Origin of the sequence: Paracoccus panacisoli, from assembly GCF_042435015.1 — a bacterium.
Lineage (GTDB): Bacteria > Pseudomonadota > Alphaproteobacteria > Rhodobacterales > Rhodobacteraceae > Paracoccus > Paracoccus panacisoli.
Map to the genome: position 1 here is coordinate 15367 of NZ_JBHMQU010000007.1, position 17189 is coordinate 32555.

20 protein-coding genes are annotated in these 17189 nt (G+C 65.8%); 13 read left to right on the plus strand and 7 right to left on the minus strand.

The features are described 5' to 3' along the window. From ACFHYO_RS01410 to ACFHYO_RS01465, 12 genes are read left to right on the plus strand one after another with little or no spacing between them, the layout of a single operon-like run. Complete coding sequence (locus ACFHYO_RS01410; RefSeq protein ID WP_394317821.1) at positions 1 to 438, plus strand: phage-derived protein YdaY family protein; 438 nt, start codon at positions 1 to 3, stop codon at positions 436 to 438. Beyond that, complete coding sequence (locus tag ACFHYO_RS01415) at positions 435 to 665, plus strand: DUF7697 family protein (RefSeq protein WP_394317823.1); 231 nt, start codon at positions 435 to 437, stop codon at positions 663 to 665. Before ACFHYO_RS01410 ends, ACFHYO_RS01415 begins: the two co-directional genes overlap by 4 nt. Then, entirely contained in the window at positions 658 to 3105 is a 2448-nt protein-coding gene (locus tag ACFHYO_RS01420; RefSeq protein ID WP_394317825.1) for a phage tail tape measure C-terminal domain-containing protein, read from the plus strand. Before ACFHYO_RS01415 ends, ACFHYO_RS01420 begins: the two co-directional genes overlap by 8 nt. After that, positions 3105 to 3731 carry a phage distal tail protein, Rcc01695 family gene (locus ACFHYO_RS01425; RefSeq protein WP_394317827.1) on the plus strand — a complete coding sequence of 209 codons (627 nt, stop codon included), beginning with the start codon at positions 3105 to 3107 and terminating at the stop codon, positions 3729 to 3731. The genes ACFHYO_RS01420 and ACFHYO_RS01425 overlap by 1 nt, the downstream gene beginning before the upstream one ends. Further along, positions 3728 to 4078 carry a hypothetical protein gene (locus tag ACFHYO_RS01430; protein ID WP_394317828.1) on the plus strand — a complete coding sequence of 117 codons (351 nt, stop codon included), beginning with the start codon at positions 3728 to 3730 and terminating at the stop codon, positions 4076 to 4078. Before ACFHYO_RS01425 ends, ACFHYO_RS01430 begins: the two co-directional genes overlap by 4 nt. Beyond that, positions 4071 to 4205, plus strand: a complete 135-nt coding sequence (locus ACFHYO_RS01435; protein ID WP_394317830.1) for a hypothetical protein — start codon at positions 4071 to 4073, stop codon at positions 4203 to 4205. Before ACFHYO_RS01430 ends, ACFHYO_RS01435 begins: the two co-directional genes overlap by 8 nt. Before the next feature lie 4 nt (positions 4206 to 4209). After that, positions 4210 to 4866, plus strand: a complete 657-nt coding sequence (locus ACFHYO_RS01440; protein WP_394317831.1) for a lysozyme — start codon at positions 4210 to 4212, stop codon at positions 4864 to 4866. Further along, entirely contained in the window at positions 4863 to 5072 is a 210-nt protein-coding gene (locus tag ACFHYO_RS01445; RefSeq protein ID WP_085377246.1) for a hypothetical protein, read from the plus strand. Before ACFHYO_RS01440 ends, ACFHYO_RS01445 begins: the two co-directional genes overlap by 4 nt. Next, positions 5069 to 5953, plus strand: a complete 885-nt coding sequence (locus tag ACFHYO_RS01450) for a phage/gene transfer agent baseplate hub protein (protein ID WP_394317833.1) — start codon at positions 5069 to 5071, stop codon at positions 5951 to 5953. Before ACFHYO_RS01445 ends, ACFHYO_RS01450 begins: the two co-directional genes overlap by 4 nt. Further along, positions 5950 to 6384 carry a C40 family peptidase gene (locus ACFHYO_RS01455; RefSeq protein ID WP_394317835.1) on the plus strand — a complete coding sequence of 145 codons (435 nt, stop codon included), beginning with the start codon at positions 5950 to 5952 and terminating at the stop codon, positions 6382 to 6384. Before ACFHYO_RS01450 ends, ACFHYO_RS01455 begins: the two co-directional genes overlap by 4 nt. 9 nt (positions 6385 to 6393) lie before the next feature. Further along, positions 6394 to 10359 carry a baseplate multidomain protein megatron gene (locus tag ACFHYO_RS01460; RefSeq protein WP_394317837.1) on the plus strand — a complete coding sequence of 1322 codons (3966 nt, stop codon included), beginning with the start codon at positions 6394 to 6396 and terminating at the stop codon, positions 10357 to 10359. Between the two features lie 9 nt (positions 10360 to 10368). Beyond that, positions 10369 to 12291: a DUF2793 domain-containing protein gene (locus tag ACFHYO_RS01465; protein ID WP_394317839.1), complete on the plus strand. Its 1923-nt coding sequence runs from the start codon at positions 10369 to 10371 to the stop codon at positions 12289 to 12291. 48 nt (positions 12292 to 12339) lie between these two features. Here the strand turns inward: ACFHYO_RS01465 and ACFHYO_RS01470 are convergent, their stop codons facing one another. The 7 genes from ACFHYO_RS01470 to ACFHYO_RS01500 all read right to left on the minus strand — a co-directional run bounded on the left by ACFHYO_RS01470 (position 12340) and on the right by ACFHYO_RS01500 (position 16615). Continuing rightward, on the minus strand, positions 12340 to 12810 hold the full coding sequence (locus ACFHYO_RS01470; protein WP_394317841.1) for a DUF411 domain-containing protein: 471 nt from the start codon (positions 12808 to 12810) through the stop codon (positions 12340 to 12342). 18 nt (positions 12811 to 12828) lie between these two features. Then, positions 12829 to 13428 (minus strand): SCO family protein, encoded by a 600-nt coding sequence (locus ACFHYO_RS01475; protein ID WP_394317843.1) that lies wholly within the window; start codon positions 13426 to 13428, stop codon positions 12829 to 12831. A 100-nt stretch (positions 13429 to 13528) separates the two neighbouring features. After that, entirely contained in the window at positions 13529 to 13651 is a 123-nt protein-coding gene (locus tag ACFHYO_RS01480; RefSeq protein ID WP_394317845.1) for a hypothetical protein, read from the minus strand. Positions 13652 to 13691: 40 nt separating this feature from the next. Next, a complete protein-coding gene (locus ACFHYO_RS01485; RefSeq protein ID WP_394317847.1) occupies positions 13692 to 13883 on the minus strand; it encodes a hypothetical protein in 192 nt (63 codons plus the stop codon). 246 nt (positions 13884 to 14129) lie between these two features. Further along, the gene (locus tag ACFHYO_RS01490; protein WP_394317849.1) at positions 14130 to 14603 is read right to left on the minus strand and encodes a copper chaperone PCu(A)C; all 474 of its coding nucleotides are present in this window, start codon (positions 14601 to 14603) and stop codon (positions 14130 to 14132) included. Between the two features lie 5 nt (positions 14604 to 14608). Continuing rightward, on the minus strand, positions 14609 to 15199 hold the full coding sequence (locus ACFHYO_RS01495) for an SCO family protein (protein WP_394317851.1): 591 nt from the start codon (positions 15197 to 15199) through the stop codon (positions 14609 to 14611). Between the two features lie 90 nt (positions 15200 to 15289). Further along, positions 15290 to 16615 carry an Nramp family divalent metal transporter gene (locus tag ACFHYO_RS01500; protein ID WP_394317853.1) on the minus strand — a complete coding sequence of 442 codons (1326 nt, stop codon included), beginning with the start codon at positions 16613 to 16615 and terminating at the stop codon, positions 15290 to 15292. Positions 16616 to 16735: 120 nt separating this feature from the next. Between ACFHYO_RS01500 and mntR the strand changes: the two genes are divergently transcribed. Then, complete coding sequence (mntR, locus tag ACFHYO_RS01505) at positions 16736 to 17188, plus strand: manganese-binding transcriptional regulator MntR (protein WP_099649460.1); 453 nt, start codon at positions 16736 to 16738, stop codon at positions 17186 to 17188. The last annotated feature ends 1 nt before the right edge of the window (position 17189 follow it).

Genomic DNA, 17189 nt, shown 5'->3' on the forward strand with positions numbered 1-17189 from the left:
ATGATCAGACTGAACCTGACAGCAGCCCCTACTTGGCTGACCCTCGCACCCGGCCTTCGCTTGCATGTCGCACCGTTGACCACCGCCTTGATGGTCTCGGCCCGCGCCGACCCTGCCATCGAAGCCCTGCCGGACACCGCCACGCAAGAAGAACTGGCACTCGCTATGGCCAAGGCCGTGGCCCGCCGCGCGGTACTGGATTGGGAGGGCGTTGGCGATGACGCGGGTGATGCTGTCCCGGTTTCGCCCGAAGGCATCGATGCCCTTCTGGAAATCTGGCCGGTCTTCGAAGCCTTCCAGACCCAATACGTCGCCAAGGGCCTGATCCTGGACGCGGAAAAAAACGGCTCCGCGCCCTCGCCGAGTGGTCCTTCGGCGGGGGCGACCGGTATTGCGCCGCCTGCGCGGGCCCGTGCCCCGACTGCCCCGCAAGATTGAACCGGCCAAAGACGGAAGATGGCTGGCAGGTCTGGGATCTGGTCGGCCGCCTTGGTGGGCAGCTGCGCGTGATCCCCGGCGCAGTGCTCGGCTGGGACATGGGCGCGGCGCTGGCAATGGCCCATGCCCTCGGGATCGACGCCCTTATCGCCGCCGAACTGCTGCCCGAGATCGAGGCGGTGATGGTGCGCAAACTGAACGAACAGATCGGAGAGGGACATGGCTGAGAAGAGGGTCAGTGTCCGACTGGTCGCCGAAGGCGGCCGTCAGGTCCGCGCCGAGTTGGAAGGCATCGGTGAGGCGGGCACGCGCGGGTTTGGCCGACTGTCCTCCGAGATGGAACTCGCCAATGCTCGCCTCGGCAGCTTTGCCCGCAAGGCCGGAATTGCCCTGGCGGCGGTGACGGCCGCTGCAGCCGCCGCCGGTGTGGCGATGGTCCGCTCGGGGCTCGACGTCATCGGCGCGCAGGCGGACATGGCCGCCTCGCTCCGCACCACTGTGGAAAGCCTGCAAGTGCTGACATGGGCTGGGGAACTGGCCGGTGTCTCGATGGGCGAGATCGAACAGGCCACCAAGAAGCTGACCACGCGGCTTTCCGAAGCGGCAGCCGGATCGGGTTCGGCCGTTGGGGCTTTGCAGCGGCTGAACCTGACAGCCGCCGAACTACAGGCCTTGCCGCTCGACCAGCGCATCGTCGCCATTCAGGAGGCACTGAACCAGTTCGTTCCGGAAGCAGAACGCGCTGCCGTGGCTTCGGACTTGTTCGGCGACCGGGCTGCACTGGCATTTCTGCGCATCGACGCCGCCACCTTGCGTGAAGCGGCGCAGGACGTGCAGGACTTCGGGGTGGCGGTGAGTGCGGCCGACGCGGCCCAGATCGAACGCACCGGCGACGCCATCGCCAAGCTGAGCCTGATCTGGCTTGGCCTCACCAACCGCCTGACCGCCGCCGTCGCCCCAGCGCTGGAAACCGTGGCGAACGCTCTTGCCGATATGGCGCGCGGCACCGGGCCCATCGGCGGCGCAATCACTGCCGTCTTCAACAACCTCGCACGGCTTGCCACCTATGCCGCAAGCTTCGCCTCCTTCATGGCGGGCCGCTGGGTGGCCGGGCTGGCCGTTGCCGCCCTGTCGGTGCGTGGCCTTGCCACGGCGCTGGTCTTCCTGCGCGGGGCGCTGATCCGGACCGGGATTGGTGCCTTGATCGTCGGCGCGGGGGAATTGGTCTATCAGTTCTCGCAGCTTGTTTCCCGGGTTGGCGGCGTGGGCGAGGCTTTCCGACTCCTTGGTGATCTCGCCAAGGAAGTCTGGTCACGCATCGGCCTGTCGCTCGATGCAGCCTTTGCCAACATGGCTGCGGGCTGGGAGGGTCTGAAAGCGGCCGGGCTGTCGGCGCTTGAAGGCACCATCGCGGGTGTGGTCAGTTTCGGCGACCGGACGGCGGCGATCTTCCAAGGGGCCTATGATGCGGCGGTGGCAATCTGGGGCAGTCTGCCCGGCGCCATCGGCGACTTTGCCTTCCAGGCGGCGAACGGTCTGATTTCCGGGGTCGAGGCGATGCTGAATGGCGTCGTCACGCGCATCAACAATTTCATCAACGGGCTGAACGCCGCGCTGGCGCTGCTGCCAGATTGGGCAGTGGGCGAAGGTGGGGTGCGGATCGGCACGCTTGACCCCGTGGAACTGGCGCGGATCGGCAACCCGTTCGAGGGTGCCGCAACCGCCGCCGGGGCAGCCGCAGCAGATGCCTTTTCAGCCGCGTTGTCTCGGACCTACATCGAACCACCCGATCTCGGACTGGGCGCGATGGCAGACGATGCGCGTGGCCGGGCCGATGGCTATCGCGAGGCAGCGGGAATGCTGGCCGATGCCGCCGGGCGTCCGCTGGCCAGTTGGCAAGCGCTGCGCGACGCGGTGACCGGCACCGGATCGGATGCCGAAACGGCGTTGGCAGATGCCGCCAGTTCGGCGGACGCCCTGAACACCGAACTGGGCGACACTGCAGATGCTGCCGGAAGTGCGGGCACAGCCGCGCGAGATGCCGGAGCTGAAGCAGCCGCAGGGGCCGACCAGGCCGCAACCGGCTGGGGCGCGGTGACTGCAGCACTCGCCGACTACGCCACCAAGGCGCGCAACATCGGCGGTGATATCGGCCAGGCGCTGGTCGGGGCTTTCACCTCGGCCGAGAATGCCGTGGGGGAGTTCGTCAAGACCGGCAAGCTCGACTTCCGCGATCTGGTCACCTCCATGATCGCCGATCTCGCCAAACTGGCGGCGCGGACTTTCATCCTCGGGCCGATCGCCAACGCGCTGTCAGGCGCGCTTGGCGGTGCGGGCGGGATATTCGCCAATATCCTGCATGCTGGTGGCATGGTCGGCTCGCCGGGCCCGGGCCGCATGGTTCCGGCACTGGCTTTTGCCAATGCGCCGCGCATGCATGCGGGCGGCTGGGCCGGGATCAAGCCCGACGAGGTTCCGGCGATCCTGCAACGCGGCGAGCGTGTGCTTTCCCGCCGTGAAGCAGCCGGTTACGGCCAAGGCCAGTCCAGCGCGCCCTCCGTCAACGTCACAATCATGGCGCGTGACGCCGAAAGCTTCCGGCAATCCCGAACGCAGGTGGCGAGCGACATCGCCCGCGCCGTGTCGCTGGGTCGGAGGGGCATGTGATGGCGTTTCACGAAGTCAGGTTCCCCGACAACATCAGCCGCGGGGCGCGCGGGGGGCCGGAACGGCGCACGCAAGTGGTGGAACTGGCTTCGGGTGACGAGGAGCGCAACGCCACCTGGGCCAATTCGCGCCGCCGCTATGATGTCGCCTATGGCATCCGCCGCGCCGACGATCTGGCGGCGGTCGTGGCCTTCTTCGAGGCGCGCAACGGTCGCCTGCACGGCTTTCGTTACAAGGACTGGGCCGATTACAAATCCTGCCTGCCGTCGCAGGCGGTGGCCCCGACCGACCAGCCCATCGGCACCGGCAATGGCGCGGTCACCACCTTCGCCCTGCTGAAAAGCTACACCTCCGGCGCGCAAAGCTGGACCCGCGCCATCGCCAAGCCGGTGGCCGGCACTGTCCGCATCGCCCTGAACGGGGTCGAGCAGATGACCGGCTGGAGCGTCAACACCACCACCGGCAGCGCGACTTTCACCACCGCCCCAGGCGCGGGCGTGGCAATCACGGCGGGCTTCGAATTCGACGTCCCCGTCCGCTTCGACACCGACATGCTCGACGTCACCCTCGACCTCGAGCGGCTGGGGTCGATCACATCCATCCCGCTCTTGGAGATCCGGCGATGAACGAAGAAACCGGCTTTGTCGCCGCTGTGCTGCGCGATCTGGCAACCTCCACCGCCGTCATCCTCGCCGCCTGGGGCGCGCTTGGCGGGGCGACCAACGCCCTTTCCACGCGGATGCGGCTGCGCGATGCCCTGCGCCACATCCTGCTCGGCGGTCTGATCGCGGCCGGGATGGGCAGCCTGTCCATGGCGGTCATCACCGCCTGGCTAAGCCTACCATCGCAGGCGATCCCGGCCGGGGGTGCGGCGGGCTCCGCCGCCTATCTGGTCGGCGTCTTCGGCCCCGCCTTCATCGAGGTCGTCCTCGCCCGCCTGCGCAGCGGCAAAGGGGGCAACCCTGATGCATGAGCTTCTCCGCCTTGCGCGCGCCATTCGCTGCGACGCAGCCGACCCGGCACAGACATTCAGTCACCGCCTTCGTATCGGCCTTCTGGTCGCCGCGCTGATCCTGATCCTTTCTTCCATCTTTGGGTGATCCCATGCACATGACAGACCGGGGCCTGCTGGCCCTCGTCCGGCACGAAGGACTCGTGCCCGGACCCTATCTTGATGTCAAAAACGTCTGGACCTTCGGCATCGGCCACACTGCCTCGGCAGGGCCGCCCGATCCGGCTGGGATGCCGCGCGGCATGCCCGTCGATCTCGATGCCGGGATCCGCGAGGCGTTCCGGCTCTTCCGCAGCGACATCGTGGCCTACGAGGCGGAAGTGCTGCGCGCGGTAAAAGTGCCGCTGGAACCGCACGAGTTCGATGCGCTGGTCAGTTTCCACTACAACACCGGCGGCATCGCCAAGGCATCGCTGACCCGCCATCTGAACACGGGCAACCGCGCCGCCGCCGCGCAGGGTTTCATGGGTTGGCTTCGACCCGCCGCGATCCGGTCGCGCCGAGAAGCCGAGCGCGATCTGTTCCGCGATGACCGCTATCCGACCGGCACCATCCCGGTCTGGGGGGTGGATCACACTGGCCGGGTGAATTTCTCGCGACCGATCCGGCGAATGACCGAGACGGAAGCGCTGGCGTTGCTGCGCCTGGCGAGCCAGCCCGTGCCGCTGCCGGTACCGACCCAACCGCCTGCCGCCCCGTCGTGGTGGTACCGGCTGATGGAATTTCTCGCAGGAAAGGCAACATCATGAACTGGAACCTCGCACGTGGGCTGGTCTATCTGGCCTGTCTTGCTGCCTCCGGGCTGGCCATGGCCGGGCTGGCGGATTTCGATCTCGTAACCGGCAGCTTCGATCTGCGTCCGTTCAATCTCTACGCCCTGACCGGCACAGCCGGGGGCGTGGTTTCCTCGGCGCTGGCCTCGGTCGCCCTGTGGCGCGGCTGGGGGCGAAAGTGAAGGCTCTCCCGCCCGCACTTCAGGCCCATCTCGACGAGGGCACGACGACGCTGGCCTGGTGCTGGCGGATCCTGCGGGCCGATGGGGTGACGCTTGGCTTCACCGATCACGACCGAACCCTGACGTTCGACGGCACCGATTTCGAGCCGGAGAGCGGCTTTGCGGCCTCGGAGGTGCGGTCGGGATCCGACCTTTCCGTCGATGCGCAGGATGCCCAAGGTGTGCTGTCTTCCGACCGGATCACCGAGACCGACATTCTCGACGGACGCTGGGACAATGCGGCTGTCGAGGTCTGGCGGGTGAACTGGGCCGCGACCTCCCAGCGCCTGCTGATGCGCCGCGGGGCCATCGGTCAGATCCGGCGGGGACGGCTGGCCTTCGTGGCCGAGGTGCGCAGCCTTGCCCACGTGCTTGGGCAAACGGTCGGGCGAACGTTTCAGGCGACGTGCGATGCCGCCCTTGGCGACACGCGCTGCGGAGTCAATCTCGAGGCCCCTGCGTTCAAGGGCACCGGCGCGATCATCGACCTGCTGCGCGACCGCGCCTTTACCGCCTCGGGGCTTGGCGGTTTCACGTCCGGCTGGTTCACCTTCGGCACTCTCGACTGGACCAGCGGGGCGAACGCCGGGCGACGGGCCGAGGTATTGTCGCACGACCTCGTCGACGGCGTCGCCGTGCTGACGCTGCTGGAAGCCCCGGTGCGCGCCATCGCCGGGACCGACACGTTCATTATCCACGCCGGGTGCGACAAACGCATCCCGACCTGCGGCACGAAGTTCGCCAATGTCGCCAACTTCCGGGGCTTTCCCAACATCCCCGGTCAGGATGCTGTCCTGCGCTATGCCACCACCGATGGCGGCCACGAGGGAGCGGTGCTGTGACAGCGGCTGGTCCCGATAGGGTCATCACCGTCGCACGGTCCTGGCTGGGCACGCCTTACCACGATCAGGCCAGCCTGAAGGGCGTCGGCTGCGACTGCCTCGGTCTGGCGCGCGGCGTCTGGCGCGAAGCTGTGGGGCCCGAACCTTTCCCGATCCCGCCCTACAGCCGGGACTGGGGCGAAAGCGGCCCGCGCGAAGTGCTGGCCGATGGCGCGCGTCGCATGATGCCGGAAACCACACCCGCAGATGCCCCGCCTAGCGCGTTGATCCTGTTCCGCATGATGCCCCGCGCCATTGCCAAGCATGTCGGGATCCTGACCGGTCCAGACACCTTCCTCCATGCCTACGAGCGGCTCGGCGTAATCGAGGAACCGCTCACGCCCACATGGCGACGTCGCATCGCCTTCGCCTTCCTCTTTCCCCAACGCTGAGAGTTCTCCATGGCCACGCTCGTCCTCGGCGCTGTCGGCACTGCCATCGGCGGGGCGTTTGGCGGCGCGATCCTCGGCTTTTCCGGTGCGGCCATCGGAGGCTTCATCGGCTCGACCGTGGGTTCCGTGGTCGACAGCTGGATCGTGTCCTCGCTGGCCCCGGCCCAGCGGATCGAAGGTGCGCGGCTTGATACGCTGCGCATCACCTCGGCCACCGAGGGTGCGGTGATCCCGCGCCTTTACGGCCGGATGCGGATCGGCGGCAACATCATCTGGGCCACCGATTTCCGCGAGGAGACGAAGACCACCACCCAAGGCGGCGGCAAGGGTGGCGGCGGCGGCAAGGTCAAGACCACCGAATACCTCTATTATGCCAGCTTCGCCGTGGCGCTGTGCGAAGGCCCGATCACCGGCATCGGCCGCGTCTGGGCCGATGGCAAGGCAATGGATATGACCGGCGTGACCTGGCGCTGGTATCCCGGTAGCGAGGCGCAGACGGCCGATCCTTTCATCGCCGCCAAGATGGGGGCCGCCAACACGCCTGCCTATCGCGGCACGGCTTACGTCGTGTTCGAGGATCTGGCGCTGGCTACCTTCGGCAACCGCCTGCCGCAACTCAGCTTCGAGGTCTTCCGCCCGCTGGCCGACCCCGACACCGCCGAAGGACTGACCCGCGCCGTGACCCTGATCCCGGCCTCGGGCGAGTTCACCTATTCCACCGATGCAATCCGCAAGGGCAGTGGTGGTGCCACGGTCGCGGAGAATCTGAACGCGCTGCCGGATCAACCGGACATCGTTGTGGCGCTGGACCGGCTGCAGGCCATGGCCCCGGCGGTCGAGAGCGTCAGCCTCGTCGTGGCGTGGTTCGGTGATGATCTGCGGGCCGGAAACTGCAAGGTGCGCCCGGGCGTGGAGGTCGACACCAAGACGACCACGCCCTCGCAATGGGTCGTGAATGGCGTCAGCCGCGCCAATGCTCATCTGGTCAGCCGCGACGCCGAGGATCGGCCGGTCTATGGCGGCACGCCTGCGGATTTCGCGGTGGTGCAGGCGATCCAGGAGATGAAGGCGCGCGGGCTGCGCGTCACCTTCTATCCCTTCCTGCTGATGGATGTCCCGCCCGGCAACACCCTGCCGAACCCCTACAGCGCCAATGCCGCAACGCCCGGCCAGCCTGCGTTCACGTGGCGGGGGCGGATCACCTGTTCCCCGGCTGCTGGATTTGTTGGATCGGCGGACAAGAGCGGCACGGCCGCAACGCAAGTGTCTGCGCTCTTCGGGGCGGCGACGGCGGGCAATTTCAGCGTGTCGGGCGAGAGCATCAGCTTCACCGGATCGCCTTCCGACTGGGGTCTGCGCCGCATGGTGCTGCATTACGCGCACCTCTGCGCGGCTGCGGGCGGGGTCGATGCCTTCCTGATCGGCACGGAGATGCCCGGCCTGACCACCATCCGGTCCAGCACCAGCACCTATCCCGCCGTGACCGCCTTCAAGACCCTTTCTGCCGACGTGAGGACCATTCTCGGCGCGGGCACGAAGATCGGCTATGCCGCCGACTGGTCGGAATACTTCGGCCATCATCCGCAAGACGGCAGCGGCGATGTCTATTACCACCTCGATCCGCTCTGGTCGGATACGAACATCGACTTCGTCGGCATCGACAACTACCTGCCCTTGTCGGACTGGCGGGATGGCTTCGATCATGCAGATGCGCTCGAAGGCTGGCCTGCGATTTACGACCGCGCCTATTTGCAGGCGAACATCGCGGGCGGTGAAGGGTTCGACTGGTTCTATGCCAGCGCCGCCGACCGCTCCGCGCAGATCCGCACGGCCATCACGGATGGCGCGGTGGGCAAGCCGTGGGTCTTTCGCCCCAAGGATATCCGCGCCTGGTGGACGAACCCGCATTACAACCGGCCGGGCGGGGTGGAGAGCGGTGCATCCACTGCATGGATCCCGCAATCGAAGCCCATCCGCTTCACCGAACTGGGCTGCCCGGCTATCGACCGGGGCACCAATCAGCCCAACGTCTTCTTCGACCCGAAATCCTCGGAAAGCTTCACGCCGTATTTCTCGCGCGGGTGGCGGGACGACGCGATCCAGCGGGCCTATCTGGAGGCGAGCTACCTGCACTGGGGCGACCCCGCCAACAACCCGATCTCAACCATCTATGGCGGCCGCATGGTGCATGCGCCGGAATGCGCGGCCTGGACTTGGGACGCGCGGCCCTATCCCTTCTTCCCCGAACTGACCGATGTCTGGACCGATGGCCCGAACTGGCGGTTGGGCCACTGGCTGACCGGGCGGCTGGGGGCAGTGTCACTGGCGGCTCTGGTTCGGCACCTCTGCCTGCGCGCCGGGATGCCCGAAGCCCTGATCGACATCTCCGGTCTCTGGGGGGCGGTCGAGGGCTATGCCGTCACCGCGCTGGAAGCCCCGCGGTCCTCGATCAGCACGCTTGCCCGGCATTTCGGCTTCGACGTCATCGAGACCGAGGGCATGATCCGCTTCGTCATGCGGGGGCAGGCGTCCGTTCTGACCATGGCCCATGACGACCTCGTGGCATCGCGCGAGGGCGAGGCGCTGGAACTGGTCCGCGCGCAGGAAACCGAACTGCCGCAAGCCCTGAAGTGGCAGGTCGCCCGCGCCGATGAGGACTACGACGCGGCCCTTGTCGAAGCCCGTCGCATTACCGTCGACACGACCCGCATCGCGTCCGAGACCTTCCCGATGGCGATCCCGCCCGAAGAGGCCGAACGCCGCTGCCGCCGTGCGCTGATGGAAGCCTGGATCGGCCGCGAGAGTGCGACCTTCCGCCTGCCGCCCTCCCGGCTGGAGCTGGACCCGGCCGACGTGGTCCGGCTGGTGCATGACGGCCGCGAGATCGAGATGCGGCTCGTGTCCATCGCCGATTCCGATGGGCGGGGCATCGAGGCCGTCCGCCAGGATCGCGCCGCCTATGACCTTCCACCCGGCGACCCGCGCCCGGCCACGCTGACCCGGTCCGTGGTCTTCGGTGCGCCGGATGTGGTTCTTCTCGATCTGCCGCAACTGTCCGAGGACCAGCCTGCGCACCGACCGATGGTCGCCGCCCACTCCGTTCCCTGGCCGGGCGAGATTGCCGTGTTCCGCAGCCCCTCGAACGATGGCTTCGCCTTGCTGACCACCTTTGGCAGTCGCGCCCGGATTGGCACGCTGGTGTTGGACTTCTACCCGGGCCCGACCTCGCGCTTCGATCTCGGCAATGCGCTGGTCGTCGATCTCGCCTCCGGCACGCTGGAAAGCGTCTCCGATCTGACGCTGTTCGGCGGCGCCAATGCGTTGGCAGTGGAAACCGCGCCGGGCATATGGGAAATCGTGCAGGCGGGTGCCGCCGAACTGATCGCCCCCAGCCGCTATCGCCTGACCCGCCTTTTGCGGGGCCAGCGCGGCACCGAAGCCGCGATGGGCAATCCTACCCTGGCCGGCGCGCGGGTGGTGGTGCTGGACTCTGCCTTGGCCTCACTGCCCATCGCCGAAGCCGATCTTGGTCTGCCGTGGAACTGGCGCATCGGCCCTGCGGCGCGATCCGTCAGTGACGCAAGCTACACCGCGCTGGCCTTCACGCCAGCCGGTCGCGGTCTCGTGCCCTTCGCCCCGGTTCATGTCGAGCAGCCGTGGCGCACAGCGCGCAGCCCGGGCGATTTGACGATCCGCTGGACCCGGCGATCCCGCGCGCTGGTGGCCGATGCCTGGGAACAGGTCGAGGTGCCGCTGGCCGAAGACCTGGAAAGCTACGACGTCCAGATCCTCGACGGGGCTGTCGTCAAGCGCACGCTGACCAGCACTACGACCTCCGTCCTCTACACAGCCACCCAGCAGACCGCCGACTGGGGTGCGCTGCTCGGCCCCGGTCAGACACTGGCAATCCGCATCTACCAGCTCTCGAACCGCCTCGGTCGCGGCGATCCCGCCACCGTCACCCTCCAGTTCTGAAGGCCCGTCATGTCCGACACCTCCACCCACCTTGGCCTGCCATACCTGCTGGCCGCCCAAGCCCAGAAGCATGTCACCCACAACGAGGCCCTGCGCCTGCTCGATGCCATGGTGCAGCTGTCGGTCCTCGACCGCACTCGAACCACGCCGCCAGCCAGCCCCGCCGATGGCGACCGCCACCTCGTGGCATCGGGCGCGACGGGCCTCTGGGCGGGGTGGGATCTGAATGTCGCCTTCTGGGTCGATGGCGTCTGGCTGCGCTTGGTACCGCGCCAAGGCTGGCTGGTCTGGATCGCGGCCGAGCAGGCGTTCCAGGTCTGGAATGGCAGCGCTTGGGACCCTGTCGGTGTGCCGCAGGATGTATCCGACGCGATGTTCAGCCTGGTGAACGATGCCGATCCGACGAAGAAGGCGCTGTTTTCGCTGTCGGGGATAACGACTGGCACAACCCGGACCTTCACACTGCCGAACACCTCTTCGGAACTGGCGATCCTGGCGGGCACCCAGACCTTCACCGGCAACAAGACTTTCTCCGGCACGCTGACCGCCTCTGGCACCGTCACCGTCTCGTCGGCATTGGCCAGCATTGGCACGGCGACGACGACCGCCACCTACGGCATGGGAACCGGGGCGACGACGACCGGCGTGACGAAGACCGTAAACATCGGCACTGGCGGTGCATCCGGATCGACCACGGTCGTCAACATCGGCTCGGCGACGGCGGGGTCAGCAGGCACGACGGTGGTGAACACGCCCACAGTGACTTTCGCCAATGCGGTGACGCAGGTCGGCATGCCCCAAGCCAACCTAACCGCGCAGCTTCTCGGCCTCGGCGGGGCGACAGCCGACAGCTACAATCGCGTGTCGGTCAATACCCCGGCACTGCTGTTCAACAACGCAGGCGCCGGGATCGAGGCCACCGTAAACAAGGCGGCCGCCGGGAACGACGCGGCCTTCGCCTTCAAGACCGGGTTTTCGGTGCGGGCGCTGATCGGCCTGCTGGGCGATGATGATTTCAGCTTCAAGGTCAGTCCGGATGGTTCAGCCTTCTTCGATGCCTTGAAGATCGACCGCACCAATGGCCAGGTGGAACTGCCGCAACCCACCATCCTGCCGGGCCTGAACGCCGCCCCATCCCCTCCGTCCATCGGCAAGGCGGCCGTTTATGCGCGCAACCGGGCGGGGGCCCCTTGGATCGACGTCATGCGCCCCTCCGGCCGAGACTTCCCTCTCCAGCCTCATTTCGGGGTCAACCGGATCGCCAACTGGTCGCCCTCTGTCACCACCACGATCACCACCGAAGGCCTGCCGATCACCTCGGTCGGAACGGTTTCACACCCGACCCTCGCGGCAACCAACCTGGCCGCCAGTATGCGGCGCTGGCGCCTGACTTCGGCTGCGGTGGTGGACTCGGCGGCCGAACAGCGTTCTGCGGGTTGGGCCTGCTGGCGCGGCAATGCGGCGGGACTGGGCGGCTGGACCTTCGTGACGCGAATTTCGCTGACGACGCTGCAGGCAACCGGCATGGGCTTCTTCGGGCTTTACGGATCGACCGCCGCGCTCGCCACCACGCTGGCGCTGGCCGCCGCCATCAACTGCATCGGCATCGGCTTCCAGCGCGGCACCCACACCCGCTGGCAGCTGGTCGCAAACGACGGCACCGGCGCGCCGACGTTGACGGACATGGGGGCGAGTTTCGGCATCGCGACGGGTGGGGTGCTGACCCTCTACATCGCGGCACCGCCCAATGGCAGCTCGGTCTGGGTTCGGGTGGTCGACGAGGTTTCGGGCGCGGTGTTCGAGCAGGAGATTACCGCCGACCTGCCCGCGACGACGCAATTCCTGTCGCCGCGGCTGTTTGTTAACAATGGGGCAACCGCAGCAGCGGTCGCGTACGACTGCTCGGGGGTCTACGTGGAGACGGACTTCTGAAGGAAACAACGTGCATCAACCACGCAAAGGAGCGCACCTGTGCGAAACTCAGGCCGCCGGGTAGGATGTGAATACGGTAGTGGTCCCGTCGCGCGCGATGAGGAAGACGTCGTAAGCCTCGCGCGCGGTTTCGTCCCCCATGCCAGGCGAGCCATAGGGCATCCCCGGAACAGCCAGGCCGATGGCATCGGGGCGGTCTTGCAGCAGGCGGCGGATATCGGCGGCTGGGACATGACCCTCGATCATGTAACCCTCGATCTTGCCGGTGTGGCACGAGGTCATGTGTTGCGGAATGCCGTTGTCGAGTTTGTAGTTGATCAGCAGCATTCCGTAGAGTTCTTCCTCAGTCACAGTGAAGCCTTCGGCTCGCAAGTGGTCCACCCATGCCGTGCAGCATTCGCAACCGGTGCCCTTGGCGACATGGATTGGCGGCAAGGTTTCGGCCCGCAGCGGCAAGGACGCGGTGAACGCAAGAGACGCAGTGGACACGAGCAATGTTCGACGATTCAGAATCGGCATTCGGGAGCTCCTTGCGGGTCAGGTCAGGATACGACGGATTTTCGGTATCGCGAAACGGCGGTCTTCGTGGAAATCGATGATCGAGGCAAAGCGGCCGTCAGCACGATGCAGAAACACCCCCGCCGTGTGGTTCATCGTATAGTCGCCGTCCCGCGGAAGCTTTTCAAACATGGCCCGAAAATCCGCGGCGACTTTCTGAACTTCGGACAGCGACCCAGTCAGACCGACAATGCGCGGATCGAAGTTGGAGAGGTAGTCGGCAAGAACGGCGGGCGTGTCGCGTTCGGGATCGACCGAGATCAGCACCACATTCAGCCGGTCTGCGTCGGGGCCAAGCGCCTCCAGCCAGTCCGAGATGTCGATCAGTGTGGTCGGGCAGACGTCGGGACAGAAAGTGAAGCCGAAAAACGCCATCACTGGCCGTCCGATCCAGTCTGCGGGCGTGACAGTCGCACCGCGATGGTTGGTCAGAGTCCAGTCCATCGCCGTCACGGGCAAGGGCAACAGCGGATCGGTCGGCGCAACGTTCCGCGTCCGCCAAGCGCCGAGACCCAGCATGAATGCCACGGACCCGACGGCCCCGCCAAGGCCAAGGATCACCGGCCTACGTGTGCTCATTGTGACCCCTCTGCGCGCAGGCAAATTTCAGTGCAAACGTCTCGTCAGAAAAATGCCAGCCCCGAAGGGCTGGCACTCCGTCGTCATTAAGTGGAGCCGCTCAGTCGCAGCAGTCCAGCATTGCCTCGCAGCAGGCCATCAGGTCGCCGCAGCAGTCGGATGCTGCAAACGCAGCGCCCCCAAGAGCCACCAGAAAGGCAGCGGTCGTCAGCAACAGTTTCATCGTGTTTCTCCTTGATGAGTTTGATTTTCCGTCAGATGTCTCATGCAAGGACGCGCGGGGGACGCAACTGGGGCCCGAGGAGCATCCCGATGCCTGAAAGATCGTCCGGCCGGAACAGCGACGCAACTTTGCCGACGAACTCGGGCGCGACCGTCGCTTCACTGGGCAGCAAAACGCCACAGGCCAGAATGCAGACAGCCGACATTTCGACGCCAGCGTCCATATCGGCCATGTCACAATCCGATTGGCCCGCAGGGCAAACGTTTGTCGTGGCCAGGCTCTGTCCGAGGGCAATAACAAAAAAGATAGCTCGGAAGCGACTTAGGAAGGCAAAAGTTCGGTTTAGGGCAGCTCCCATCATTGCTCTACCGTCCGCCAATCTGCCTGCTACAGCAAATCAACAGTCTGGCACTCAAGGGTGGCCCATTCCAAATTGTCGGGTCGCTTCCATTTAAGAAGCGCTTCCTGGAACCGCTGATCACTGCCCGGCGTGTGCGCAATCCGGTCCCTCCGCGCGCAGGGACAGTACCTCGACCGGGACGGTGATTTCACCCGCGTTCTGGAAAATCAGCGTCACGGGAAAGCTGTCGCCTTCCTTCAGCGCCGTGGTCAGGCCCATCAGCATCCCGTGATAGCCGCCGGGGGCCAGTTGCACGTTCTGGCCTGCCGGAACGGGGATCGACATTGCGTGCGGCATGGAGGCGATGCCATCGGTCACCACGGTTTCATGCAGCATTGGCATTCCGGCCGCAGAGGTTGCGATGCCGACAAGCGCATCATCCGCGCTGCCGTTGTTGGTGATCTCGACATAGAACACCCCCGGCCGGTCGGCACCGATGGTGGCGCGGGACCAGGCATGCTCGATGGTCAGGTCGCCAAGGGTGAAGGTCTCGCAGGCCAGCAAAGGCGCAGCAGGGAGGGCGAGGACAGCGAAGAGGATCAGGGCTTTCATGGGATTCACAATCTCGATTGAAGGTCGGCAAGGATGTCTTCGGCGGGCGTGCCATAGGTGAATTGACGCAGCCAGTCACCCTCGGGGCCGATGAGGTAAAGCGCCGGGCTGTGCGACATGGTGTAGCCGTCGGGTGCCGCAGCGTCATCCTCGCGCGCAAAGTAGATGCGGAAACTGTCCGCCGCCGCGCGGGTCTGCGCATCGTCTCCGGCAAGCCCGATGATCGACGGGTGGAACGCCGCGGTGAACTCGGCCAGCCCCAGCCTGCGATCCCGTTCGGGATCGATCGAGATGAACAGGGGCTGCACGAGGTCGGCATCGTCCCCAAGTTCGTCCATGACCTGCGCGACCTCTGCGAGGGTCGTCGGGCAGACATCCGGGCAGTTGGTGAAACCGAAGAAGACAAGAAGATGTTTGCCCGCAAAGTCCTGGGACGTTCGCTGCAGCCCCGCTGCATCCGGGAGTGCGAAGGACGGTCGAAAGGCGACCTCCGTCTCCAACGGCACACGGTTTGGCAAAACCATCAGCACACCATAGGCAAGCGTGGCAGCCCCAGCCGCCGCCCAGAGTATTTTCTGCAGTCTTGTCAAACGCATCCGCCACCCACTCCGCAATTCTTTGCGTCTAAACCCTCCAGTAGCTTGAGCTACAAGCCGGAAATCACACCTTCACCGAAGGGTGAAGGGTCAGCCCAGAAGAACGGTCGACAGCAGGTTCACGTTCAGCACGATGATCAGGGCCGCAATCAGCCAACAGAGGCCGGTCAGCCAGCGGGGTGCGACCAGTTCGCCCATCTTGGCGCGGCTGGCGGTGAACATCACCAAGGGCACGATGGCAAAGGGAAGCTGGAATGACAGCACCACCTGGCTCAGGATCAAAAGCTCACCCACGCCTCCGCTGCCGTAGAGCAGGATCACGAAGATCGCCGGGATGATGGCAAGGCCTCGGGTGATCAGCCGCCGCGCCCAAGGGGCGATGCGCAGGTTGATGAAACCTTCCATCACGATCTGTCCGGCCATGGTGGCGGTGACAGTGGAGTTCAGGCCAGCGCAGAGCAGCGCCACGCCGAACAGGACCGGCGCGAGCGACGAGCCGAGCAAGGGCTCCAGCAACAAATGCGCCTTGTCTATCTCGGCGACGTCGTTTTGCCCCACGGTGTAGAAGGCTGCTGCGGCCAGGATCAGAATCGATGCATTGATCGTCAGCGCGAACATCAGGGCGATGGTGCTGTCCCAAGTCGCCAACCTCAGCGCCTCGCGTTTGGACGGAAGATCAAGCCCGAAGGCGCGGGTCTGAACGATGCCCGAATGCAGGTAGAGGTTATGCGGCATGACTGTCGCCCCGATGATGCCAAGTGCGAGGTAGAGCATCGTCGGGTTGTTGAAGATCTCGCGGCTTGGGGCAAAGCCTGCGATAACCTCGCCCCAGACCGGATCGGCCTGCGCGATCAGCACGACAAAGCACGCAGCGATCAGCGCCATCAGCGAGATGATCAGCGCCTCGATCCAGCGAAAGCCCTTGTTCTGCAGCCACAATATCAGGAACACGTCGGCGGCGGTGATGAAGATGCCGATTTCCAGCGGAATCCCGAAGAGCAGATTCAGGCCGATGGCTGTACCGATCACCTCGGCCAGGTCGGTTGCGATGATCGCCAGTTCGGCAAATATCCAGAGTGGGACCGACATCCATTTCGGGAAGGCATCGCGGCAGGCCTGCGCCAGATCGCGGCCCGAGGCGACTGCCAGCCGGGCGCACAGCGACTGCAGCAGGATCGCCATGATGTTCGACAAAAGCGCGACGAAGAGGAGCGTGTAGCCGAAGGCCGCCCCACCCGCCAGCGAGGTCGCCCAGTTGCCGGGGTCCATGTAGCCCACCGCCACCAGATAGCCGGGACCGATGAAGGCGAGGAACCGGCGGAAGCGGCTGGTGCCGCCGTTGCCGACGGCGATCGTGCGGAACACTTCGGAAAGCGACGGCGTCTCGCGCTCCTGCCGCCAGGCATTGGTCGTCATGGCTCTTCGCACTCCTGGCTTGACCACGATCCCGACAAGACGCGGCGCATAAAGTTAGACAGTGCTAACATTCTGCCCCGCGCCTTTACTTGTCAATCCATCCCGTGCGACACTGAACTGATGACAGAGTTCGATCCTGCACCCCAAGCCACCTCGGATGACCGCACTGCGGACCTGCGCGCCGGGGCGTTTCAGGGTGTGCGCGAAGCCCGACGCAATGAACTGGCCGAGGACTATGTCGAACTGATCGCCGAACTGATCCACGATCAGGGCGAGGCGCGCCCGGTGGACATCGCCGCCCGGCTTGGCGTGAAGGTGCCGACCGTGAGCAAGACTCTCGACCGTCTCGCGCGCGAGGGGCTGATCACCCGCGCGAAGTATCGGTCGGTCTTTCTGACAGAGGCGGGCCGCGCACTGGCCAAAGAATGCCGGCGGCGGCACGAGATCGTCTTGCGCTTTCTGATCAGCCTCGGCCTTGACCCCGAGACAGCGGAACGCGATGCCGAAGGCATCGAGCACCATGTCAGCGAGCGGACGCTGTCCCTGTTTTCGGCCTTCGCCAACCGGTCCTGAG